We start from the raw sequence: 21,055 nt of genomic DNA, 5'->3' as shown, positions 1-21,055 counted from the left end.
ACGTTTTAAATTGCCGTTTGCGGGTTAAACAGTCTTAAGCAAGGGCCTTACCTATTTCGAATCCAGCGCCTCTCAGTTCTGTTAACTTGACTCGCAATCCCCCCATTTCCATCTTTAAGCCCTTCTTGGTCGCTAATTGCGATAACCAACTGGTTTTATCGTCATCATCTATGCTGTCCCACTCCTCCAGCACTTTATAGGCGAGGCACAACAAGGCGGCCAATTTAGAAAACGGATTCGAATCCTTGGGGTGATCCTGATAAAGAATCCCCTGCACCAGCGCGGGGGTGAATTTCCAGTTTTGGGCCAACAGGGCGCCAATATCGGGCGAGTCATAGCCGAGCAGTTCACGCTCAAACGTATGCTTATCTTTGCCCTGAGCGACGGCTTCGGTAATCTTCTCGGCATCTTCGGGGGAAATCGCCGCAATCAGTAAATCACCAATCCGATGGAGGATCCCACAGGTAAAGGCCTCATCGGGCTGTACCCCACAACGTTTGGCCATCTCTTGGCAATAGAGTGCAATTTCAAAGGTCTGCCCCCAAAACTGCGCGAGATCGACCCCTTGGCATTTAGGCACTGAGCCCATCACCGCCGACGCTAGGACTAACGTCCGCAGCGTCTGCATGCCAAGGCGCACAACGGCTTCGTCAATACTGCCCACCTCGCGGCTGTGGCCATAGTGGGCGCAATTGGCCAGCCTCAGCACCTTAGCGCTGATCAAGGGATCGTGGGACACCTTAGTCGCAATATTTTTGACCGTGGCATTATCATCGTTAACTACTTCAAGCAGCTCACTGATGGCTTTAGGTAAACGGGGTAAGTCATCGACTCGACTCAGTAGCGCAGCAGAATCCATATTTATTCTCCTTCGACATGAATGATCAAAATATAGAACACAGAGTTTAGCCGCGCTTGCAAAGATATCGCCGTATATCAATGGCGTCTGGCACTTTTGTCTTACTTCAAACGATATTGAAAGCAGGCAGTGATTGCCACAAATCCGCTCGGCAAGCGCGATTGGCTCGTGCTTTATGCCATTCCAGCCCGTCAAAAATTGCTCAACAACTATGCTTATTTGTAAATAAATATTTCTAAAATTTAGTGATAGGTGATATAGATTAAATCTTGTTCATCCATTGTAAGGAAACACTATGGGCCAACATGCACTCGTTAATCGCACTGGTATTATCCTTGTTAGCGCACTGATCACCTTAGGTTTGTTCGTGTTTATGGCGCAACTTATCCATAATCCGCAGCCCTTGAGCGGGCAAGCGAGCGATGCACCGCAAATCAATATTTTGATGAGCGAGCGAACACCCATTCCGCCTAAGGAAAACCGTAAACCCGAACCACCTAAACCCATTCCGGCTAGGGAGCGCGTTACCGCTCCGGGTGAGAGCAATCAACTCGTCGACTTCAATACTCAAACTTTTACTCCCGAAATGCCGAGCCAAACCACACTCTTTACCCAATCGGCAATGACGGCCGAAGCCTTACCTGTGCTGCAAGTGTCCCCTCGCTATCCCATTGATGCGGCGCAAAATGGCAAGGAAGGTTATGTGGTCGTGGGATTTGATATTACGGCAGATGGTAGCGTCAGCAATGTGCGCGTGCTCGATGCTAATCCGAAGCGAGTGTTTGATAAGGCGGCACTGTCAGCGGTGCAAAACTGGAAATACAAACCTAAGTTTGATTCGGGCAAGGCCGTGCCACAGCTGAATCAACAGGTGCAGCTCGACTTTAAACTGGATCAGAAGATTTAAGGCCAAGGGACCAGAACGCACGATGCTTGGCGTTCTGGTCCGTCATTCAGTGATAGTTCAGCACTTCGGCCACTAAGACGCTTTATTTACCGCTAAGCTCTGTTTGCGACTGATATGCGTCTTTTGCCACCACAGGAATGGTGCCACGAACAAGATCAACACCAGCACGTAGGCCATACTTGCCCCAAGCGCGATACCTAAGGCCAAGCAGAAGCCACAACCTAATACCACTAAGGGTAAGTTACTGCGGGGCAATAACTTAGCCGCGGCTAACATCGCCATTAAATAAATCACCACGAACACCCCATTACTCCAAGCTATCAAATGTTCGAGCTCTTGGCCCGTGGTGTGGGTCAGCACTATCACACTCGCCATCACGCTGAGTAACGCCGCCAAGGCGCGGATAGGCACTCCGTGACGATTTTTTACCGCAAAGCAGCGCGGCAAAATGCCTTCGTTACTAAAGCTCCAGATTAGGCGTGCGGCACTGGCGGCATACACGTTAACCGTAGCAAGACCACTGGCAATCCCCAATACACCTATCACTTGTGCGCCATAGCCACCCAAAAGCGCATCGAACACGCCAATCATGGCCACGCTTTTATCGGTCGGCACTAACAGTAAAATCAAGGTACAGGCCACATAAATAATGCCCACCAGCACAGTACCCATCATCATCGCTGGGATCATATCCTGCTGCGGGCGGCGAAAATCATCGGCGAGGTGAGTCATGGCCTCAATCCCAAGGAAACTCCAAAAGGCGATACCTGCGGCAATCATAATGGTGGGGATTTCTGGCGTGCCATAGCTCGCTAATGAGGTTAAGTGCCCAGGTTGCACACTGCTCGCCCCGAATAACAGCACCACAATCGCCACAATACAAAGGGTTAAGCCAAATTGCAGTTTGGCCGAGACTTGAATACCACGCAGATTAAGCAGGAATAAGCCTAAAATCACTAATACCTCAGCGCCCACCTTAGACCAGCCATCTAAAGGGATGAGTGCATTAACGAACTGGAAGGTCATCAAAATCGCGGCCGGCGCCCCCATGGGCACCACCAGTAAAAAAATCAGCCCAATAGTACGGCCAGCGGTGCGACCAAAAGCCTTTTCGACAAAATAAGCGGGACCCGCAGCATGGGGAAAGACACTCGCCAATCGACCAAAAATCAGTGCCACCGGAATAATGGCTAAGGTCAGGAGTGACCACGCGATAAGCGCACCAGCCTGGGCTTTGTCAATTGTCATTTGCGGGAGAATAAACACCCCTGTGCCCAGCAAAGTGGTGGCCATCAAGCCTGCGCCTTGCCAACGTCCTATAGTTCCGCTATGTGAGTTCATCTGTTAAAATTCAGTGGTTTTGAAGCCGTCAGTATAGTGAGATTTTACGCCGCAATCTGCCGTCAATCTCAGTGTTCTTCATGGCAAATACCGGCAAAATGACGGCAAAAACGCATATTTCCGGCAAAATGACGGCGCAGCCTCAGCGAATGGTACTCAACTCATGTTAGCCTGTCTTGGCGATATGCCTCGTACTTTTTTACAACCCGTTTTTATCGGAGCTCAAGTTGGATAAGTTTGATACCGCCATCATCCACAGCCTGCGACAAGATGCCCGCCAGAGTGTCTCCAGTATCGCAGAGCAGGTTAACCTTTCCCGTAGTGCGGTTGCCGAGCGGATAAAAAAACTCGAGCAAACTGGGGTGATCCGCGGCTATCAGGTTTTGCTGAGCGAATCGCAAAAGGAAGGAGTGTCGGCCTATTTCGAAATTCAGCATAAATGCCCACGCTGCGCCGATGTGGTACATGTGTTCCATGCCATCCCCGAGGTGATCACTTGCCGCGGTATATCCGGCGATATGGATTTACTGGTGTATGTGCATGCCCCGTCGATGCGCCGCTTGCATGAAATTCGTGAATATATCGATACCCACACGGACATCATTAAAATCAAAACCCATGTGGTGATGAGCGAGTGGATAAATAACGCGGGTGAATAGGCATGCTTTGCCCCCAAACAAGAAACGCCACCCCTAAGGAATAAAGGTGGCGAGGCCCTTGTGGAGGCAGGGCAAACAATATCAAAAATATGGCTTCCCTTCCCAATAACCTCCCTGTGACAGCAAATCGCGACAAGGCAACCCACCTTTAACTACTTCAGCCAGTGTAATCAAAGGAGGTTAACTCACAGTGCATTCCTTAAACACCGCTTCGCCATCCGCCGTTATTCCTTCTTATCTTTAACTTGGGCAAACCGTGCCCCATTAAACGACCGTCATTTGCCCCGTGTAGAGAATAAAGTTACGCAGCAGTAGTACACCAATGAGACTTAAGCATGCGGTGCCTGCCACATAAGCCCATTTGCGTTTGGAAGTGGCCGTCATAAATAGGTTCATCGCCAGTGGTCCCGATAATCCCAGCCCAACTATGCCAATCCAGAAGACCCATCCCCAGAAGCCATAACCTATCGCATTGAATGCGGCAAACTTACTCTGACCTCCCGATAAGACGAGCCCCATAAAGAAGGTGAAAATCAGCACTATCTCCACCAAAATCAATGGGATCTCAACTTTATGGATAAAGTGTACTTCCTTGGCATTGGGGTTGGCGTTAAGCAACACGCCACCCAAGAGGGAAGATGCGGCGCCCGATGAAAGCCCCGAAGCCAAAAACAGCAGCGGCAACACAGGGTTTTTCAACATCGGATAACCGGGCAAGGCCGACAGTAAAAAGCCGGTATAAGCCCCAAGCGCGAGGGAGAAGATCACCAACAAACCAGTAATCGTTGCCTCGAAGCGGCTCAGCCAGGCGGTGAACTTCAGCACTATGGGAAAGCGGCTCTCACACCAAGCATCGATAGGTTTACGGAATAACAAGCCAATCCACATAAACATAAAGACTTGGTAAATCAGTAGGATCAGCACCCCCATCGACATCACTGACTTGGGATTATAGAAGACTAAGATCTTCCAAAAATCGAAGGGCTTAGTTAAGTCCAAGACTAAGATGCCCAAACCCGCCATCACAGCCACGGGCGCCACAATACAGGCCGCTTGTACAAAGCCAGACTGGTAGGCGTTATGCTTTAACACAAAATGTTTGAGTAACACCGCAAAGAACATGGCGCCGGCCGATGCGCCGGCTAAAAACAGGTAAATCGCGATCGGCCAATGCCATACTAGCGTATCAAAATGTAGGGCGCTCATATTGCTACCTCCCCTGATTTAGCCACAATGCGGAACAGTTTTGGCCGCGTTCCTAGGTCAACCTTAGCCCTTTGGGTCGGGTTAGCCTTCAACACTTGTACCACCTGTGAACTCGGATCCTTTAAATTGCCAAACACTAAGGCCTTAGTTGGACAAGCCGCGACGCAGGCGGGCTGTTTACCTTGGGCCAGATTAGTCTCACGGCAAAAATCACACTTGTCCGCAGCATGGGTAACGGGATTGATAAAGCGAATTTTGTAGGGACAAGCCGCAATACAATACTGACAGCCCACACACTTCCACGCATCCACCGACACGATTCCCGTCTCTTTATCGATAAAAGCGGCACCGGTCGGGCAGACATTGACACAGGGGGCATCTTCACAGTGCTGGCAAGACTTACGACTGAAGTGATAAAACTGGTTTGGATATTCTCCGTAAGGTCCGGTTTGTTCTATCTTTAGCCGCGCCACGCCCTCGGGCACCTGGTTGGTTTCACGGCATGCAACCTCACAGGCTTTGCAACCTATGCACTTAGTCTCATCGTGGACCAGCGCATACTTCACGCTGGGTTCGGCCTTCGCCTCATTTGAAGCACTAACAGTCGCGAGTAGGGTCGCTCCCGAAGCGCCGGCCAACAGGGCGCATGTCCCTTTGAGAAATCTTCTTTTTGAATTTTCCATAACCTTACTCCTGCTGGCCTGTATGACAGTTACGGCACAGCTCACTGCGAACCTTAGGCGTCATGTCGGCCATAGGTTCAGTTGGGCTATGTAATTTATGGCAAGCGGCGCACGCCACTTTTTGCGCATGCACATTATGCGTCCACTCTTGGGAACTGAGTTTGGCGGGCCTGTGGCATTTTTGGCATGCCTGTAATTGCACTGTGGTTTCGGATGCTTCATTTAATCCAAACACCACTAAATCATTTGGTTTTTTAGGGTGATCACCCTTTTCACCGTGACAACTGGAACAGGTCATTTTCATGGCATCTTGGCCGTGATGCCCTAACATTTGACCATTACGCTTATGACACTTCATGCAAGCATCACTGTTAATTTGCCTAGCAGGCTCAGCACTCGTAGCAGAAAAACTGAGCAATACAGCAACGACACCCAAGCGTAATGACCACAGCCATTGTCGTGTAGACATAGCGAGTCCTCATATTGATAGATGGGGAAATACAGAGGAAGTCAGGGTTCGGAAGGCTCCGAACCCGACAGTCGTGGTCAGACGGCTAAAGCTTGCTTAAGGCTTTGGGTATCCCACTGTTTATGCTGGTTCATTTCAATAAAGCCAATATTGAATTTACTGAACAGCTTTTTCATGGGTGAGTTAATTTGCTTACCAGCGTCGCTGATCACCATTTTGACTTCAGAAGAGTCATGGTCAATCAACACATAGTCGAGACGGCATTCGTGATTTAAATCAGCATCATGCTGGTCCATATCAAATACAGTGTCTAACGGCACATTGCAGCAGACATCATATTTACCTTCTACGACAGTTTTGAGTGATTTAAAAAAGCTGAAGCTTTCTTCATCAAATAACACTGGTTTGAGTTTCATTTCATGATGAGCGTCATCAGGATCTGCTCTAAAAAACTTAATGCAAGTCATGACAAACATTACAAACACGAATGGAACTGCGACGAATAGTACAAAGTACATAAACGCATAGCTGAGAATGACTGAAGTGTTCATATACGCCTCCAATAACACAATTATATTTTTGTTTTCTCCTTTAAAGCAGCTTCAGTATTATTGTTAATCCCATTTATTTTTTTGACATAGGTCACATTTAAAAATACAAAATTAAACATAAACAACAAGTTAAGATACAGAACACATTACCGTTTAACATAAATCTAAAATGCACATATTGATAATGGTTAATTAATAAATTGAAATTCAAATAGTCAAATATCACATACTAAAATTTCAAATTAAATTAAAGATGTTTTTTGAAAAATAAAAAATTCAAATCTAAATTTCCTGTTACACATAGATAGAAAAAAGGTGCTAGACTTGAGACTGGTTTCACATTAATTTTAATTACCAACACCATAATAATTCCTTGCTTATCTAGTGCTTGCCCAATATTAAGGAATATAAAAAATGCATATTAATAACATGGACAACCTCGATATTTTGAGTTTAAAAATATTGGTTTCATTATATGAGAACAAATCTGCAACCTATGTATCAAAGGCGTTAGATATCCCTGCCCCCAAAATAAGTCGCAGCCTAAAAAATCTGCGGGAAACATTTGGCGATGAACTTTTCATTCGTAAAAAATACGGTTTATTTCCAAATGAGTTTGTAACTCATTTATATCCTATTGCGAAACAAACCATAGAATGCTCGGATAAATTTCAAAAGGTGCGCGCGGCAAATGCAAGCCAAGTCAAAACCCATGTTGAAATTGCTGCGCCAGGCCTCATTGCCTATGCGTTTCCTAAAGCCTTAATGCAGGCCATTAAGGAAGAACAAAAGCCGATGCAGATTAATATCACCCCTTGGTCGCTGCACACGACACAGGACATCATCAATGGCGATGTGGCCTTAGGCATTTGCTGCAATAAAAGCACCGCCGATGTGGCGGCCTTTGGTGATAAGTTGCAAACCACGACGCTGCAACGCATGGACAAGGTTTACCTCATAGCCAGCCGTAACCATCCGATTTTTAAACGCGAAATCACGCTTGAGAGCATTGCCGAGTATCCCTATGTCAATACAGATCTTGGCAACCCCAGCACTCGCCTCAGCCCATATCAGGAGTTCTGCATTAAAAATGGCATAAAACTCAATACTGAAATTACCATTACCAGTATTTCTAGCCTGTTCGAATATCTTGGCGAGAGTCAGACAATTTCATTACTGCCCTATCGAGTGGTTTACGAGATGGTGAGCGATATTCCCGAGTTACACACTTGTCAGCTGTCGCAACTGGAGGCCGAACGTTTGTACGCCCATACCGAAGCGCCAACGATTTTCCTCGTGCAAAAAAACCAACCGAATAAGGTGAATGAGGACTTGCTCTGGCTAAGCGGACAGATAAAGAAAATTGTCGACCATATTATTTAGCGGCTCCTTATCCTGATTTTTCATCTTGTAATACGAGGTGATAGGCATACTCTGCCTTAGCTTAGGCTCCACCTCATCCCCCACAGTGTCGACCCAAGTTTTGTTAAGCCAGGCATACATCTTGCCCGCCAAACACGTTACACTAAGCCCATCTTTATCCTGATAGATCTTGCTATGCGAACCGAAAACACAGCCACACTGAACCTGATGTGGGGCGCACTTATTCTGGAAGAATTAGCACGTCTTGGTGTGCAGCATGTCTGCATGGCACCGGGCTCACGCTCGACACCGCTAACCTTAGCGGCGGCTCAGCAAACCAAGCTTAAACGTCACTTGCATTTCGATGAGCGTGGCTTAGGTTTTATGGCCCTCGGATTAGCCAAAGCCAGCTGCGCCCCCGTGGCGATTATCACCACCTCAGGCACGGCCGTCGCCAACCTTTATCCTGCGATAGTCGAAGCTTGGTTGACCCATGTGCCCTTGATTGTCTTAAGCGGTGACAGGCCACCAGAGTTACTCGGTTGCGGCGCCAACCAAGCCATAGTGCAACCGGCGATTTTTGCCAATTATGCCCAGCAGGTAAACCTGCCCACGCCAGATGCGCACATTGCGCCGCAGATGTTGCTCACAACCCTCGATGAGGCGGTGGCAAACCAAACACGCCCAGTGCACATCAACTGCATGTACCGCGAACCTCTATATCCGAGTGAGATGAGTGGCACCATTCTCGATAGCGAATCGCCTTATCTGAGGCCACTGCAAACTTGGCTGCAACACGCCAGACCCTACACTCAATACGGTAAGAGTGAACAGCTCAGTAGCCCGAGCGATGATGCCATTATGCGTTTCGTCCACGGTAAGGGCGTCATCATCGCGGGTACACTCACGCCGGAGCAAGATCCACAGCAACTTATCGCCCTCTCGCAAAAGATTGGTTGGCCATTGCTGACCGATGCACAGTCACAACTGCGGCAACATCCCGCGGCGATAGGCAATATTGACCAACTACTGCAACATCCTAAGGCGCGCAATCTGTTGCAAGAGGCGGACCGCGTGCTGGTATTTGGTGGGCGCTTATTGTCCAAGCGTTTGATTGCTTACCTTGCCGAGCAAAACTGGCACAGTTACTGGCAAGTGCTGCCACAGCAGGACAGGCTCGACCCAAGCCATAATGCCAAACACATTTGGCACGCCAACGCCGCGCAATTTGCTCAACTTAATTGGTATCGTTCCTCTTCGGCTAATTGGGCCAACACCTTAGTCACCTACAACGATGAATTACATAGTTTATTTGTACGTAATATCGATCAAGGAGAGTTTGGTGAAGCACAGGTTATCCGCGCCATTGCCAATACGCGGCCGTTAGAGCAGCAATTGTTTATCGGCAATAGTCTGCCCGTGCGGTTATACGATATGTACGCCCCAGTGAGTTGTTGCACGGCCACCACTTACACCAACCGTGGCGCATCGGGGATCGACGGCTTACTGGCCACCGCCTGCGGCATTGCCGCGCATCAAGGTAAACCCACGAGCTTGATTATTGGGGACTTATCCCAGCTGCATGATCTCAACTCTTTTGCCATTGCCCGCAGCTTAACCAGCCCGCTGGTGATCATTATTCTCAACAACGACGGCGGCAATATCTTTAATCTCTTGCCCGTCCCTAATGAGGAACTGCGCAGTGATTACTACCGCTTAAGCCATGGTCTAGAGTTTGGTTACGCCGCTGCCATGTTTAATCTGCCATATAATCAAGTGGATAATTTAGCTGACTTCCAAAGCTGTTATCACGAAGCGCTCGATTATCAGGGAGCCTCGGTGATCGAAGTCAGTGTAAGCCAACACCAAGCCAGCGAGCAGATCGCCGCGCTGAATTTATGGGTGAAACAAAGCTAATGCCAACCGTGGCCCGTTACGGGGAAGTCTCGCAGCCAAACTTAGTCCTGCTTCACGGCTTTTTAGGGACTAAGGCCGATTGGCTGCCGATTATCCCCGAACTGAGCCAGCATTTTCACTGTATCTGCCTCGATTTACCCGGACACGGCGATAATCAGCATGAGCTGCCATCGACGCTCGCCAATGGTTTTGAGCATTGTGTTCAGGACATTATCAGCCGCCTCGATCGCCTTGGTATTGAATCCTTTTATCTCTACGGTTATTCCCTCGGCGGCCGCATCGCGCTGCATCTTGCCAAGGCGTATCCGCAGCGCATTTTGAGCTTATGGCTAGAGTCCTGTCATCCCGGGCTAACCGATACCGCAGAGCAAGCCGCACGCAGTAAAAACGACAATCTGTGGGCCAAACGCTTACTCAGCTTAAGCAGTCGGGATTTTTTACAGCTTTGGTACCAACAAGCGGTGTTTGCCGATATGTCCGACAAGGCGCGGCATGCCTTGATAGCCAAGCGTGCGGCGCTGCTAGACCAACATCCCAAGCAGACACTAAAGCAGATCTTTTTAGCCACATCGCTGGCTCGCCAAGCCTCTCTCTGGGATGTACCTGCAAGCCTTGGCTGTGAATGCCATTTTTTTGCTGGCAGCCAAGATGCGAAATTCACCGCCATAGCAAAGGATTGGCAAGCACAACAGCCCATCATCTTGCATCAGATTGAACAGGCTGGGCATAACATACATCAAGCCAATCCCGCGGCGTTAGTCGCTTGCTTAAGCGCACTCAAGCTTAAAAAATCGATGACTTGAAACAGATAAATTTAGGGAAAATATGATCTTAACTTCGCTCAGCTTGTCCTTATATCGCCTGCCCTTAGACCGCTTTTTACCCGTGGGGAAACAGCGTATCGACCATAGAACGGGCTTAGTGTTGCAGGCAAAAGCACGAGCAGAGGGTGAAGAAAGCGAGCAACTGGTTGAAATCGCGCCGCTCTCAGGGATTGATATCGACCAACAGCCGTTGTCCGGTTTTAGCCGCGAGAGCCTAGACGAAGTACAACAGGCCTTAGTGGCGCTATTGCCCGAACTGCAAAATCAGCCTATCGATTGCTTGCTCGAGCAGGCCGAAGCGAGTCCCTATCCGTCCATGGCCTTTGGCTTGAGCCTATTGCATGCCAAACTCAGCGGAAAACTCGAGTCGGTGCGGCCTGTCACCAGCACAGTGCCGCTCATCTATCAGCCAGCGGATGCGCCAAAATCCGAATTGATAGCAAGAATTGCGAGTCTCGATAGCGGCGTACACTCAGTCAAAGTGAAAGTCGCACAAACCTCAATGGAAGATGAATTAAGCTTGATTTATGGCATCTTAGGCCAGAGACCCGATCTCAAGCTGCGCTTAGATGCCAACCGCGGCTTTAGCTTAGAACAAGCCCTCGATTTTGCTGCCTGTTTACCACTAGAGAGCATTGAATATATTGAGGAACCTTGCCAGCATCCGCAGGATAATCAAACCCTGTATCGCGCTATTCCTCTGCCCTACGCCTTAGATGAATCCCTCAATGACCCGGATTATCAATTTGTGATGCACGAGGGACTCACGGCACTCATCATCAAACCCATGCTACTTGGCAGTATTGAAAAACTTCAGCGCCTTATCGACGAGGCCCACAGCCATGGCGTGCGCTGTATCTTAAGCTCAAGCCTTGAGGCCAGTTTAGGTATCAATGACTTGGCCCACTTAGCCGCCATACTGACGCCCGATGAAATCCCAGGGCTAGATACTTTGAGCGCCTTTAGCCAAGACTTAATCGTACCAAGCAACAAGCCACAATGCTTGAAGCTTCATCAACTTAAACTTGTCACCAGTACGCAGCAGGATTAATCGCCAATGTCCGGATCTCAAACATTGGCACCATCCCACTCCATTGCACTGCAAGGTATCTCGCCATTACATAGCGCGGCGCTCACCTCACCCACACAAACGGCGGTTAAGTATAATGGGCAGGACATCAGCTACGCCCGCTTAAGCCAAATGGTGCTGGGCTTGGGTGAACAGCTCACGCGCATCGGCGTAGGCCAAGGGCAACCACTGGCATGTATCAGCCGCAATAATTTAGAGATGATTTGCTTGTATTGGGCCTGTGTGGATATTGGCGCAATCTTCTTTCCTATCTCGCCACGTTTTCCGCTGGCGCAAGTTCAAGGGCTTATCGATAGCCACCACATTCCTTTCTATTGGAGCGAAGCGGCGCTGGCCTTGTCAGGCAGTCATCAACTCACGCTGGATTTTAGTCTCGATGCAGCACCTAGCGCCGACCTCGCCGCGACAGCTTTTGATATTTATCGTCCAAGTAATGTGATTTTAACCTCTGGCTCCAGCGGTTTTCCTAAGGCGGCCGTGCACAATCTTGCGAATCATATTGCCAATGCCGAGGGCGCCCGCAGTCTTATCCCGCTAGTCACTGGTGATGCTTGGTTGTTGTCGTTACCTCTGTTTCATATTGGCGGCCTCGCCATTCTCAACCGCTGCGCCCTAGTGGCGGCGACGGTAGTGCTGCCGGACCCCGCCCTACCGTTACAGGCGCAAATCGAGCGCGACGGCTTAACCCATGCTTCCCTCGTGCCGACACAGTTACTCAATCTACTCGCCGATAAACAGGCTTCACTCAAGAGTATTAAAGCCCTGCTGCTCGGCGGCGGCGCAATTTCTATCGATTTGCTCAAACAGCTGGAACAGCGGCATATTGCCAGCTTTACCAGCTACGGCATGACTGAGATGGGCTCGCAAATCACCACAGGCCCTGCGCTAAGCGATGGCACCAGTGGCAAATTACTCCCAAGGCGTGAACTCAAAATTGTCGATGGGGTAATTTGGGTGCGAGGAGATTGCCTATTTATGGGTTATCTCACGGATAAGGGGATCGAAAAACCACTCGATGCCGAGGGTTGGTTTTATACCAAAGACAGGGGCGAGTGGGATGCTAACGGTAATCTTAAGATCTTGGGCCGCGTCGATAATATGTTTATCAGTGGCGGTGAGAACATTCAGCCAGAGGAAATTGAAGCGGCGCTCAAACTGCATCCGCTAATTTATGAGGCAATCGTCTTCCCTCTGCCTGACGTCACCTTCGGCCAACTCCCCGCCGCCATTATTCGTGGTGACATTATTCTCGGTGAGACAATCCACAGCAGTACAAGCCAAGAGTTAAGCGCAATAGAGGCTGAACTTGAAGTCTTTCTCGCCGACAAAATCGCTCGTTTTAAACGACCACGTCGCTATTACCCTTGGCCAGAGCATGCCGAACAAACGGGTTTAAAGGTGAATCGCAAGCAACTTATTGCCGCTATTCAATCCGAATTTTGATAACTCTTGGTAAATTCAGCCACAAAAAAACCTGCCGCAGCAGGTTTTTTTATGTTCTCACGCCGAGCCTAATTAGGCTTCCATACAAGCCTTAAGCTTGTTCATGGCGTTTTTCTCTAACTGGCGAATGCGCTCAGCCGAGACTTGATAGGTTTCTGCCAATTCCTGCAGTGTGGTTTTATCATCATCTAACCAACGGGCACGCAGAATGTGCTGGCTACGCTCGTCTAAGGTTTTGATGGCCGATAATAAACGACCTTGGGCATTGGATTCCCAGTTATCGTTTTCGATATTTTCGGCTAAATCCGACGAATGATCTTCGAGATAATGCACAGGGGCAAAATCCTGCTCATCATCGTTGTCACTGCTGAGGTCAAACGCAGGATCCTGCGCCGCCATACGTGATTCCATCTCAGTCACATCGGCCTTAGATACACCTAAGTTTTCTGCCACCATTGCGACTTCATCATCGCTAAACCAACCGAGGCGAGTTTTCGCTTTACGGATATTAAAGAACAACTTACGTTGTGCTTTGGTGGTTGCAACTTTAACAATGCGCCAGTTTTTCAGCACATATTCGTGAATTTCAGCTTTAATCCAGTGCACAGCAAAAGACACTAGACGAACGCCCACATCGGGATCGAAGCGCTTAACCGCTTTCATCAGACCAATGTTGCCTTCTTGGATCAAATCCGCCTGTGGCAGACCGTAACCTGAGTAGCCCTTAGCAACGTGCACCACAAAACGTAAGTGCGACATAATCAGTTGCTTCGCCGCTTGCAGATCACCCGTTTCCTGCAAACGCTTGGCTAACTCATACTCAGTCTCAGCGTCTAACATTGTCATGCTAGTCACTGAATGGATATAAGCTTCTAAACTACTGCTGCCCTGAGGGACTGTTAGTGCCATTGATTGCGTTTGAAAGGTCATTCGCGCTCCTACTTTCTTGCTACTTATCAAATATAAGTCGATTTCATCCTGTGGCTTAACTCAAAACACCTTGAGGATGAGCTGACGAACTATCGGCTAATTGACAGAGTATGTCAACCTTCGCTCGTCTAGGGTGTTACTTTTAACCCCGTTGAATAGACATTGCAAGTGAACAAAAGTTCATCGCTTGCCTTATCTACTCGCATTTTTAAACGATAAATGATTGATCATTAAGAGGGTTCAATCGCTCTTAAATGTTGCCTTACCGAAAGGTAAGAACCCAGCCAACCTAAGAAGGAGGCTAAGCCCACTAATTGTAGCAGTTCGGTAAAGGTCAAAGACTTCATCTCTAACTGACTGCCATACAAACCGAGCAGCTCAGCGAGGGCAGAATCTAGATACCAAACCAATAGGTTAATGATAAGCCAAGCCAATACACCGCCAATGACCCCGTACCAAATGCCCGTATAAAGGAAGGGGCGCTGAATAAAGGACTCAGTGGCGCCAACCAGCTTCATCACTTCAATTTCGGTGCGACGGTTCATAATCGCTAAGCGAATGGTGTTACCTATCACCAACACCACGGCGAGCACTAGTAAGGCTGCAATCGCCATCACGGTACGTTCGAGTAAGCGCACCACGGCTTGCAGACGCTCTAGCCATTCGATATCTAAGCGGCCAAAACTGATTTCAGGCTCGCGCTCCAGCTTAGACAACAACTCACGGGCACCCACTGGGGTGGAATAACGCTGAGTCGGCGTCACGGTAATCACCGCTGGCAGCGGGTTTTTATCGAGATAAGCTAACGCTTCACCAAACCCCGACAGGCGCTGAAATTCCTCAAGCGCTTGATTGCGGTCGATATACTGCACCTTTTCCACTTCGGCATAGGCTCGGATGCGGGTCAGCAAACTTTGAATTGTCTGCTCGCTGCGATTTTCATCGATAAACAGTGAAATCTCCGCCGCGCTGTTCCAAGAGCTAGTAATGGTCTCGGCATTTTTCACTAACACTTGCAGCGCCGCGGGTAAGCTTAGACTCACACCGAGAACCGCCATCGTCATCAGAGAAGAAACTGGACTGCGCCACAGCTCACCCATACTCGCCATGGCTTGCTGCACATGACGAATAAAAAACATCACGATACGCCCCGAAATGGGCAACTTACTGCGCGTTAATTTAGCGTTGTCACTCATTGCGCATCACCTCGAGCCGTCGCGTGTCCATGGTGTAATTCCTGTGCGCCGAGCATACGCCCTTGTTTCAGGGTAAAAGTGCGGTACTTCATCCGCGCGATCAGTCCCAAATCGTGGGTAGCGATAAGCACGCTAGTGCCCGCATCGTTAAAGGTTTCGAATAAGCGCAAGATATCCATCGACAACTTAGGGTCCAAGTTGCCCGTCGGTTCGTCGGCCAGCAATAGTGGCGGTTTATTCACAATGGCGCGGGCGATACCGACACGTTGCTGCTCACCACCGGATAACATGATGGGGTTATGGCGCTCTTTGCCATACAAACCCACCATATCCAGCGCGCCAGCGACACGTTTGCGGATCTCACCGTGGGAAAAACCTTCAATCACTAATGGCAAGGCGACGTTGTCGAATACGCTTCTGTCCATCAATAGATGATGGTTTTGGAAAATCATTCCAATATTGCGGCGCAAATAGGGCACGTGTTTAGGGCTGATTTTGGCAATATCGTGGCCATTAATCGCCACCCGGCCAGTGGTGGCACGCTCGATCACTGTGATTAATTTCAACAGGGTACTCTTACCCGCGCCCGAATGGCCGGTTAAGAATGCCATTTCACCTTTTTGTAGATGAAAATTCACCTCTTCCAGTGCCATTTGGCCACCAGGATAAATCTTACTGACCTGCTGAAAATCAATCATAAATTAGCTATCCGCTTTCTCTTGAGTGAACAAGGCATCAATAAATTCTTTAGAATTAAAGGTACGCAAATCATCAATTTGCTCACCCACGCCAATATAGCGCAGCGGGATTTTAAACTTGTCGGCAATCGCAAACACCACGCCGCCCTTGGCGGTACCGTCGAGCTTGCTGATGGTCATGCCGGTGACGCCAACAGCCTCTTGGAATAACTGCGCTTGGCTAATGGCATTTTGGCCCGTGCTCGCATCTAAGGTCAGCATGACTTCGTGTGGCGCCTCTGGGTCGAGCTTCTTCATTACCCGCACCACTTTCTTTAACTCTTCCATCAGATGCGACTTGTTTTGCAGACGACCCGCGGTGTCGGCAATCAAGATATCAATCTTACGGGCCTTGGCCGCTTGCAGCGCATCGAAGAGTACCGAGGCACTGTCGGCGCCCGTATGCTGAGCCACCACGGGAATATTATTACGTTGACCCCAAACCTGTAATTGCTCAACCGCTGCAGCACGGAAGGTATCGCCCGCCGCTAACATCACAGACTTGCCCTGACGCTGATATTGCTTCGCCAGTTTACCGATAGTGGTGGTTTTACCCACACCGTTAACGCCAACCATTAGAATCACATAGGGGCCGTTAGCATTTTCAGGCACTAAAGGAATAGCGACAGGATCGAGCGTCTTCTGCATTTCATCACGCAGCAGATCGTAGAGTGCTTCGGCATCCTTTAGTTGCTTGCGAGACGCGTGTTCGGTCAGGCTTTGGATAAGGCGTGAAGTCGTTTCGACACCCACGTCGGCGATTAACAGCTGCTCTTCCAACTCTTCAAACAGATCATCATCGATTTTTTTACCACGAAATAACCCGATGAAACCGCTACCAATATTTTCGCTAGTGCGCATCAAGCCGCGTTTTAGTCGCGCGAAGAAGCTTTCTTTGGCGGGTTTTGCCTGAGGTTCGGGTTGTTGTTCAAGGGGTTGTTCAGCTTGGACCTGTTCAGCGGCAACTCGCTCTGCTTCTGCTTGGGCTTCTGCAGCAACTCTTTCGGCTTCTGCTTGTTCAGCGGCTAACTGTTCTGCCTGAGCTTGCTCCGCCGCTAAACGCGCGGCTTCGGCCGCTTGTTGTTCGGCTAAACGTGCAGCTTGCTCTTCGGCAATGCGCTGGGCTTCAGCTTGAGCTTTTGCAGCTTGTTCTGCGGCAACTCTTTCCGCTTGCGCTTGTTCAGCGGCTAACTGCTCAGCCTGCGCTTGCTCCGCCGCTAAACGCGCGGCTTCGGCCGCCTGCTGTTCGGCTAAACGTGCTGCTTGCTCTTCGGCAATGCGCTGGGCTTCTGCTTGAGCTTGAGCTTTTGCAGCTTGTTCTGCTGCAACTCTTTCCGCTTGCGCTTGCTCAGCGGCTAACTGCTCAGCCTGCGCTTGCTCCGCCGCTAACCGCGCGACTTCGGCGGCCTGTTGTTCGGCTAAACGTGCTGCTTGCTCTTCAGCAACACGCTGGGCTTCTGCTTGGACTTTTGCCGCTTGTTCTGCGGCAACTCTTTCCGCTTCTGCTTTTTCGGCCGCTAATTTGTCGGCTAAAGCCTGTTCGGCGGCCGCCTTTTCAGCCGCGTGACGGGCTTCTTCAGCGTGCTGCTTTGCTAATGCTTCGGCTTGCTCGGTTTGCGATGGAGTAGAGACTGGGGTTTGCTCGACAACCTCATCTTGTGATTTATCTTTACGAAACCAGGAGAAAAAACCTTTCTTTGCCATGTGTAATTCCAGCGCTCTACTTCAGTGTTGAATTTAAAATAAGACCCTGCCGTTATACCAGATTACCGCGGCAATTACGCCCAAAAAGTCGGCAATTAGTTCTGCTCTATCAGCCTTCTCACCTTTTACTAGGAGTTTGATATAAAATAGTGGCCTTTATTAAGGTGGCATAGTCTACCACTTTCTTTCTTCAGGCAAAATCACGGGGGCACTTTGGCTAATAATCGTGCAAACAACAAGCAAGTGATCAAGAGTCAAACGGCCAACAAGAAAGCCGGTAGTGGCCAAGTGCGGATCATTGCCGGGCAATGGCGTTCGCGCAAACTGCCCATCCATGATTTAGACGGCCTGCGGCCGACCACAGATAGAGTCCGCGAAACCCTATTTAACTGGCTTGCCAATGATATAGCCCACGCAAGGGTGCTCGACTGCTTTGGTGGCAGCGGCGCCTTGGCGCTTGAGTCTCTCTCACGTTATGCAAGTTACGCCAAGATTATCGAGTTGCAACGTCCTGCCGCCATGCAACTTAAAGCGAATCTCAATACCCTCAAGTGCGACAATGCCGAGGTACTCAACGCCGATACTTTAGTTGTGCTGCAAAATGGCTGCGACCAAGGGTTTGACGTGGTGTTTATCGATCCGCCTTTCCGCAAAGGCTTGGCAGAAAAGACCATTCAACTATTGGACAGCCAAGGTTGGCTTAATGATGGCGCGCTAATTTATGTGGAGATTGAGTCGGAATTAACTCAAATGGCAGTCCCTGCGACTTGGCAACCGCTCAAAGACAAGACAGCAGGGCAAGTCAGCTATCGCTTATATCAATACCAGGCCGAGGACTTTCAGGCTAACACCGAGGAATAGCATGTCGTTTCTGATCAATATGGGCAAAGCCATTACCTTAATCGCGTGGCTGATGATGGCTTATAACCTTGTTATGCCTTTTGCAGGCAATATCGGCATTATTCTCAATATCTTGCTTGGCATTACTTGCCTGATGCATTGCTTCCAAGTTGCCATCTTCCATATGCTGTTTAAAAACCTTCTGACACTGCGCAAGCAAGATTATCTGCAAGTGTTTATCTTCGGCGTATTTAGCCTTTTGGCTTTTCGCAAACAGGTTTTATCCCAATCCAATTAATGCTCGGCAAGCAAAAAGCCCTCTTTCGAGGGCTTTTAATTTTCATATCAAGCTATTGAAGCGCTAAACCTTATCCTTTTGGATAGGGGTGAGCGACACCTTTGTGACAATCCACACAGGTCTTTCTTGCTTCAGGATCTTTCTTGAAGTTGTTGCTGTGCATTCTCACAGCCATTGGCTTCATAGTGTCAGGCTGGTTCTCGTAAATACGAGTATGGCAGTGTTGGCAGTTTGCAGAGTCATTACCACGGAAGTAAGCCAATGCTTTGTCTGCTTGTTCTTTGCGGTTTTCGTCTAACCAAGCTTGAGTGTTAAAGCCATCGATCGTTAAGAAACCGTATAAGTCTTTAGATACGATGATCTTCTTAATTAAGTAATCCACTGGACCGTGTGGTAAGTGGCAGTCTTGACACTGTACAGTCACACCCGCACGACCACCGCCGTGGGCAGAAGCTAACACTTCATCTTTCAATGAGTGGTTGCTATGGCAGCTCATACAGAATGCGTCTTCGCTTGTCGCATGTAAGGTTTGCTGGGTTGCAAAGTAGCCCACAACACCGACAACAATACCGACGACGATCAGCGCCAGGATGGAATATTTTGCGCTTGGTTTAAATAGTGCACGCCAGTTCATCACTCTATCTCCAAAAAATATTGTCAAAATTAGTTTTTATAAGACTATTTTATATTTTTTCATTTATTAGAAATTTGATTTTAAGCCTAAAAATGCCCATTAATTTAAACTTAAAAGTGCAAAATGAGACTTAGGTCTAACTCTTAATACATAACTCACTCAACCCAGCTTAGCAGAGCTTGAGGGTACTTCAACTCACGCTAATACATTAATCATTATGCTAAGCGACCAATGATTAAGTACTACCTTATGAAGCTAAGGCAATGAAATCATTTTTAGAATACAAAAATGTGATCAAGACGACATTTAACCTGCGAAGCCACAGTGTGATACATAAAAAAACAAAATGAGTACGAAACTTTTCACCAACTTTAAAGGTCATTAGAGGTAGACATTATTTTATGTGAGTTTTTATGGCTAAGTTTTGGATCACCATAGCACTGTTATTTTCACTTATCGCCCAATCGGCGATGGTGAATGCTATGCCAACTTCAGCGATGAATGACTCCCACGATACGCCCAGCATGCAAATGGTCGATGGCAAGATGAAGTGTACTATGCCCGATTGTCCTTCGGACGAATGCATGCTGCATTGCCAAGACTCCCTCACCAACCACTGTAAAACCCATTGTCTCGCACAACTTTATCTCTCTACGTCACAACCCCAACTCGCACTGATGAATCATGCGAGTAAGCGTATTGCAGTCCAAAGCTGGGCGATTCAAACGGCCGATCTCGGGTTAACCACACCCCCTCCCAACTCCAATTTGCTGTAACCGATCTGTTTTAAGTTTTAGCAATTAAATCGATTCAATATTTCGCGATGATGACGCCACGATTGCGCACTCACGCGATATAGCAAATTTTTGGAGTTTATTATGAAAACCACTTTAATCAACAAAACCTTAGTTGGCGCGACTTTAATCATGAGCACTCTGGCGATTAGCATGACGGCTAACGCAGCAACCCTAAAAGGTACAGAAACCCTCAATGTTGTCAGCATTAATGGTCAAGCCACTAAAGCGTTTAAACCCGTTGAACTGCCCGAAGGTAAAGTACTGGTTGAAGTTAAATATCAAGATGTATTCAACTACCGTGCTGACGACAGCGGCACTTGGGTGAAGTCGGAACCTTTATTCTTTACCTTAGATGTTGCATCTCAGTCTAATTACCAAATTAGCACGCCTAAATTAGTCAGTGAGGCGGATGCGAGACGTTTTATTAAAAATCCCAGCATTCAATTAAGTGTGGATAATGCGACGCCACAGCCACAGCCATTGCAAAACCACAGCCAATTAATGGCGGATATGTTGGAAAACCATCCCTCAAAATAATTAAACCGTAGGAGTTTATAAGCGGGGGCATTAACTGAAATGTGAGTTAACTCATTGCAGGATAATGCCTC

The 21,055-nt window shown here is 48.5% G+C and carries 22 protein-coding genes; 11 read left to right on the top strand and 11 right to left on the bottom strand.

Annotated elements, in window-relative coordinates; genetic code table 11:
* Nucleotides 1-34: 34 nt before the first annotated feature.
* Nucleotides 35-859: an HDOD domain-containing protein gene (locus CBX96_RS11225; protein WP_011624479.1), complete on the bottom strand. Its 825-nt coding sequence runs from the start codon at nucleotides 857-859 to the stop codon at nucleotides 35-37.
* 295 nt (nucleotides 860-1,154) lie between these two features.
* Here CBX96_RS11225 and CBX96_RS11220 point away from each other — a divergent pair, with 295 nt between their 5' ends.
* Nucleotides 1,155-1,766 carry an energy transducer TonB gene (locus tag CBX96_RS11220; RefSeq protein ID WP_109286744.1) on the top strand — a complete coding sequence of 204 codons (612 nt, stop codon included), beginning with the start codon at nucleotides 1,155-1,157 and terminating at the stop codon, nucleotides 1,764-1,766.
* 72 nt (nucleotides 1,767-1,838) lie between these two features.
* Here CBX96_RS11220 and yjeH read toward each other — a convergent pair whose 3' ends face one another.
* On the bottom strand, nucleotides 1,839-3,107 hold the full coding sequence (yjeH, locus tag CBX96_RS11215; protein WP_109286743.1) for an L-methionine/branched-chain amino acid transporter: 1,269 nt from the start codon (nucleotides 3,105-3,107) through the stop codon (nucleotides 1,839-1,841).
* 227 nt (nucleotides 3,108-3,334) lie between these two features.
* On the opposite strand from yjeH, the gene CBX96_RS11210 reads away from it, so the two are divergent.
* Nucleotides 3,335-3,766 (top strand): Lrp/AsnC family transcriptional regulator, encoded by a 432-nt coding sequence (locus CBX96_RS11210; protein WP_011624482.1) that lies wholly within the window; start codon nucleotides 3,335-3,337, stop codon nucleotides 3,764-3,766.
* Nucleotides 3,767-4,030: 264 nt separating this feature from the next.
* On the opposite strand, the gene nrfD is transcribed toward CBX96_RS11210, so the two are convergent.
* The 4 genes from nrfD to CBX96_RS11190 all read right to left on the bottom strand — a co-directional run bounded on the left by nrfD (nucleotide 4,031) and on the right by CBX96_RS11190 (nucleotide 6,675).
* Nucleotides 4,031-4,972: a cytochrome c nitrite reductase subunit NrfD gene (gene nrfD / locus CBX96_RS11205; protein ID WP_109286742.1), complete on the bottom strand. Its 942-nt coding sequence runs from the start codon at nucleotides 4,970-4,972 to the stop codon at nucleotides 4,031-4,033.
* A complete protein-coding gene (locus CBX96_RS11200) occupies nucleotides 4,969-5,655 on the bottom strand; it encodes a 4Fe-4S dicluster domain-containing protein (protein WP_109286741.1) in 687 nt (228 codons plus the stop codon). The genes nrfD and CBX96_RS11200 overlap by 4 nt, the downstream gene beginning before the upstream one ends.
* A gap of 4 nt (nucleotides 5,656-5,659) precedes the next feature.
* Nucleotides 5,660-6,124, bottom strand: coding sequence for a nitrite reductase (locus CBX96_RS11195; RefSeq protein WP_011624485.1), 465 nt, complete (start codon nucleotides 6,122-6,124; stop codon nucleotides 5,660-5,662).
* Between the two features lie 77 nt (nucleotides 6,125-6,201).
* Entirely contained in the window at nucleotides 6,202-6,675 is a 474-nt protein-coding gene (locus tag CBX96_RS11190; protein WP_011624486.1) for a DUF2726 domain-containing protein, read from the bottom strand.
* Between the two features lie 414 nt (nucleotides 6,676-7,089).
* Here CBX96_RS11190 and CBX96_RS11185 point away from each other — a divergent pair, with 414 nt between their 5' ends.
* The 5 genes from CBX96_RS11185 (at nucleotide 7,090) to menE (ending at nucleotide 13,311) form a co-directional block, all read left to right on the top strand.
* On the top strand, nucleotides 7,090-8,058 hold the full coding sequence (locus tag CBX96_RS11185; protein WP_011718683.1) for a LysR family transcriptional regulator: 969 nt from the start codon (nucleotides 7,090-7,092) through the stop codon (nucleotides 8,056-8,058).
* A 174-nt stretch (nucleotides 8,059-8,232) separates the two neighbouring features.
* Complete coding sequence (menD, locus tag CBX96_RS11180; protein ID WP_011624488.1) at nucleotides 8,233-9,954, top strand: 2-succinyl-5-enolpyruvyl-6-hydroxy-3-cyclohexene-1-carboxylic-acid synthase; 1,722 nt, start codon at nucleotides 8,233-8,235, stop codon at nucleotides 9,952-9,954.
* Complete coding sequence (gene menH / locus CBX96_RS11175; RefSeq protein ID WP_109286740.1) at nucleotides 9,954-10,757, top strand: 2-succinyl-6-hydroxy-2,4-cyclohexadiene-1-carboxylate synthase; 804 nt, start codon at nucleotides 9,954-9,956, stop codon at nucleotides 10,755-10,757. Before menD ends, menH begins: the two co-directional genes overlap by 1 nt.
* Before the next feature lie 22 nt (nucleotides 10,758-10,779).
* Nucleotides 10,780-11,829 (top strand): o-succinylbenzoate synthase, encoded by a 1,050-nt coding sequence (gene menC, locus CBX96_RS11170; RefSeq protein WP_109286739.1) that lies wholly within the window; start codon nucleotides 10,780-10,782, stop codon nucleotides 11,827-11,829.
* A gap of 6 nt (nucleotides 11,830-11,835) precedes the next feature.
* On the top strand, nucleotides 11,836-13,311 hold the full coding sequence (gene menE, locus CBX96_RS11165; RefSeq protein WP_109286738.1) for an o-succinylbenzoate--CoA ligase: 1,476 nt from the start codon (nucleotides 11,836-11,838) through the stop codon (nucleotides 13,309-13,311).
* Nucleotides 13,312-13,383: 72 nt separating this feature from the next.
* Here the strand turns inward: menE and rpoH are convergent, their stop codons facing one another.
* The 4 genes from rpoH to ftsY all read right to left on the bottom strand — a co-directional run bounded on the left by rpoH (nucleotide 13,384) and on the right by ftsY (nucleotide 17,878).
* Nucleotides 13,384-14,241, bottom strand: a complete 858-nt coding sequence (gene rpoH, locus CBX96_RS11160; protein WP_011624492.1) for an RNA polymerase sigma factor RpoH — start codon at nucleotides 14,239-14,241, stop codon at nucleotides 13,384-13,386.
* Nucleotides 14,242-14,471: 230 nt separating this feature from the next.
* Nucleotides 14,472-15,437 carry a permease-like cell division protein FtsX gene (gene ftsX / locus CBX96_RS11155; protein ID WP_011624493.1) on the bottom strand — a complete coding sequence of 322 codons (966 nt, stop codon included), beginning with the start codon at nucleotides 15,435-15,437 and terminating at the stop codon, nucleotides 14,472-14,474.
* Nucleotides 15,434-16,135, bottom strand: a complete 702-nt coding sequence (gene ftsE, locus CBX96_RS11150; protein WP_011624494.1) for a cell division ATP-binding protein FtsE — start codon at nucleotides 16,133-16,135, stop codon at nucleotides 15,434-15,436. The genes ftsX and ftsE overlap by 4 nt, the downstream gene beginning before the upstream one ends.
* A gap of 3 nt (nucleotides 16,136-16,138) precedes the next feature.
* The gene (ftsY, locus tag CBX96_RS11145) at nucleotides 16,139-17,878 is read right to left on the bottom strand and encodes a signal recognition particle-docking protein FtsY (protein ID WP_109286737.1); all 1,740 of its coding nucleotides are present in this window, start codon (nucleotides 17,876-17,878) and stop codon (nucleotides 16,139-16,141) included.
* Between the two features lie 213 nt (nucleotides 17,879-18,091).
* Here ftsY and rsmD point away from each other — a divergent pair, with 213 nt between their 5' ends.
* Together rsmD and CBX96_RS11135 are read left to right on the top strand one after the other, a co-directional pair.
* Nucleotides 18,092-18,739, top strand: coding sequence for a 16S rRNA (guanine(966)-N(2))-methyltransferase RsmD (gene rsmD / locus CBX96_RS11140; protein WP_109286736.1), 648 nt, complete (start codon nucleotides 18,092-18,094; stop codon nucleotides 18,737-18,739).
* A 1-nt stretch (nucleotide 18,740) separates the two neighbouring features.
* On the top strand, nucleotides 18,741-19,016 hold the full coding sequence (locus tag CBX96_RS11135) for a DUF1145 domain-containing protein (protein WP_109286735.1): 276 nt from the start codon (nucleotides 18,741-18,743) through the stop codon (nucleotides 19,014-19,016).
* A 70-nt stretch (nucleotides 19,017-19,086) separates the two neighbouring features.
* Here the strand turns inward: CBX96_RS11135 and cymA are convergent, their stop codons facing one another.
* Entirely contained in the window at nucleotides 19,087-19,650 is a 564-nt protein-coding gene (gene cymA / locus CBX96_RS11130) for a NapC/NirT family cytochrome c CymA (protein WP_086902435.1), read from the bottom strand.
* 413 nt (nucleotides 19,651-20,063) lie between these two features.
* On the opposite strand from cymA, the gene CBX96_RS11125 reads away from it, so the two are divergent.
* On the top strand, nucleotides 20,064-20,426 hold the full coding sequence (locus CBX96_RS11125) for a hypothetical protein (RefSeq protein ID WP_109286734.1): 363 nt from the start codon (nucleotides 20,064-20,066) through the stop codon (nucleotides 20,424-20,426).
* Nucleotides 20,427-20,528: 102 nt separating this feature from the next.
* A complete protein-coding gene (locus CBX96_RS11120) occupies nucleotides 20,529-20,984 on the top strand; it encodes a DUF2057 family protein (RefSeq protein WP_011624500.1) in 456 nt (151 codons plus the stop codon).
* Nucleotides 20,985-21,055: the final 71 nt, after the last annotated feature.

Origin of the sequence: Shewanella sp. BC20 (assembly GCF_003129585.1) — a bacterium.
Lineage (GTDB): Bacteria > Pseudomonadota > Gammaproteobacteria > Enterobacterales > Shewanellaceae > Shewanella > Shewanella seohaensis.
Note: the sequence above shows the minus strand (reverse complement) of the source record. Positions and strands in the feature narration are given on the sequence as shown.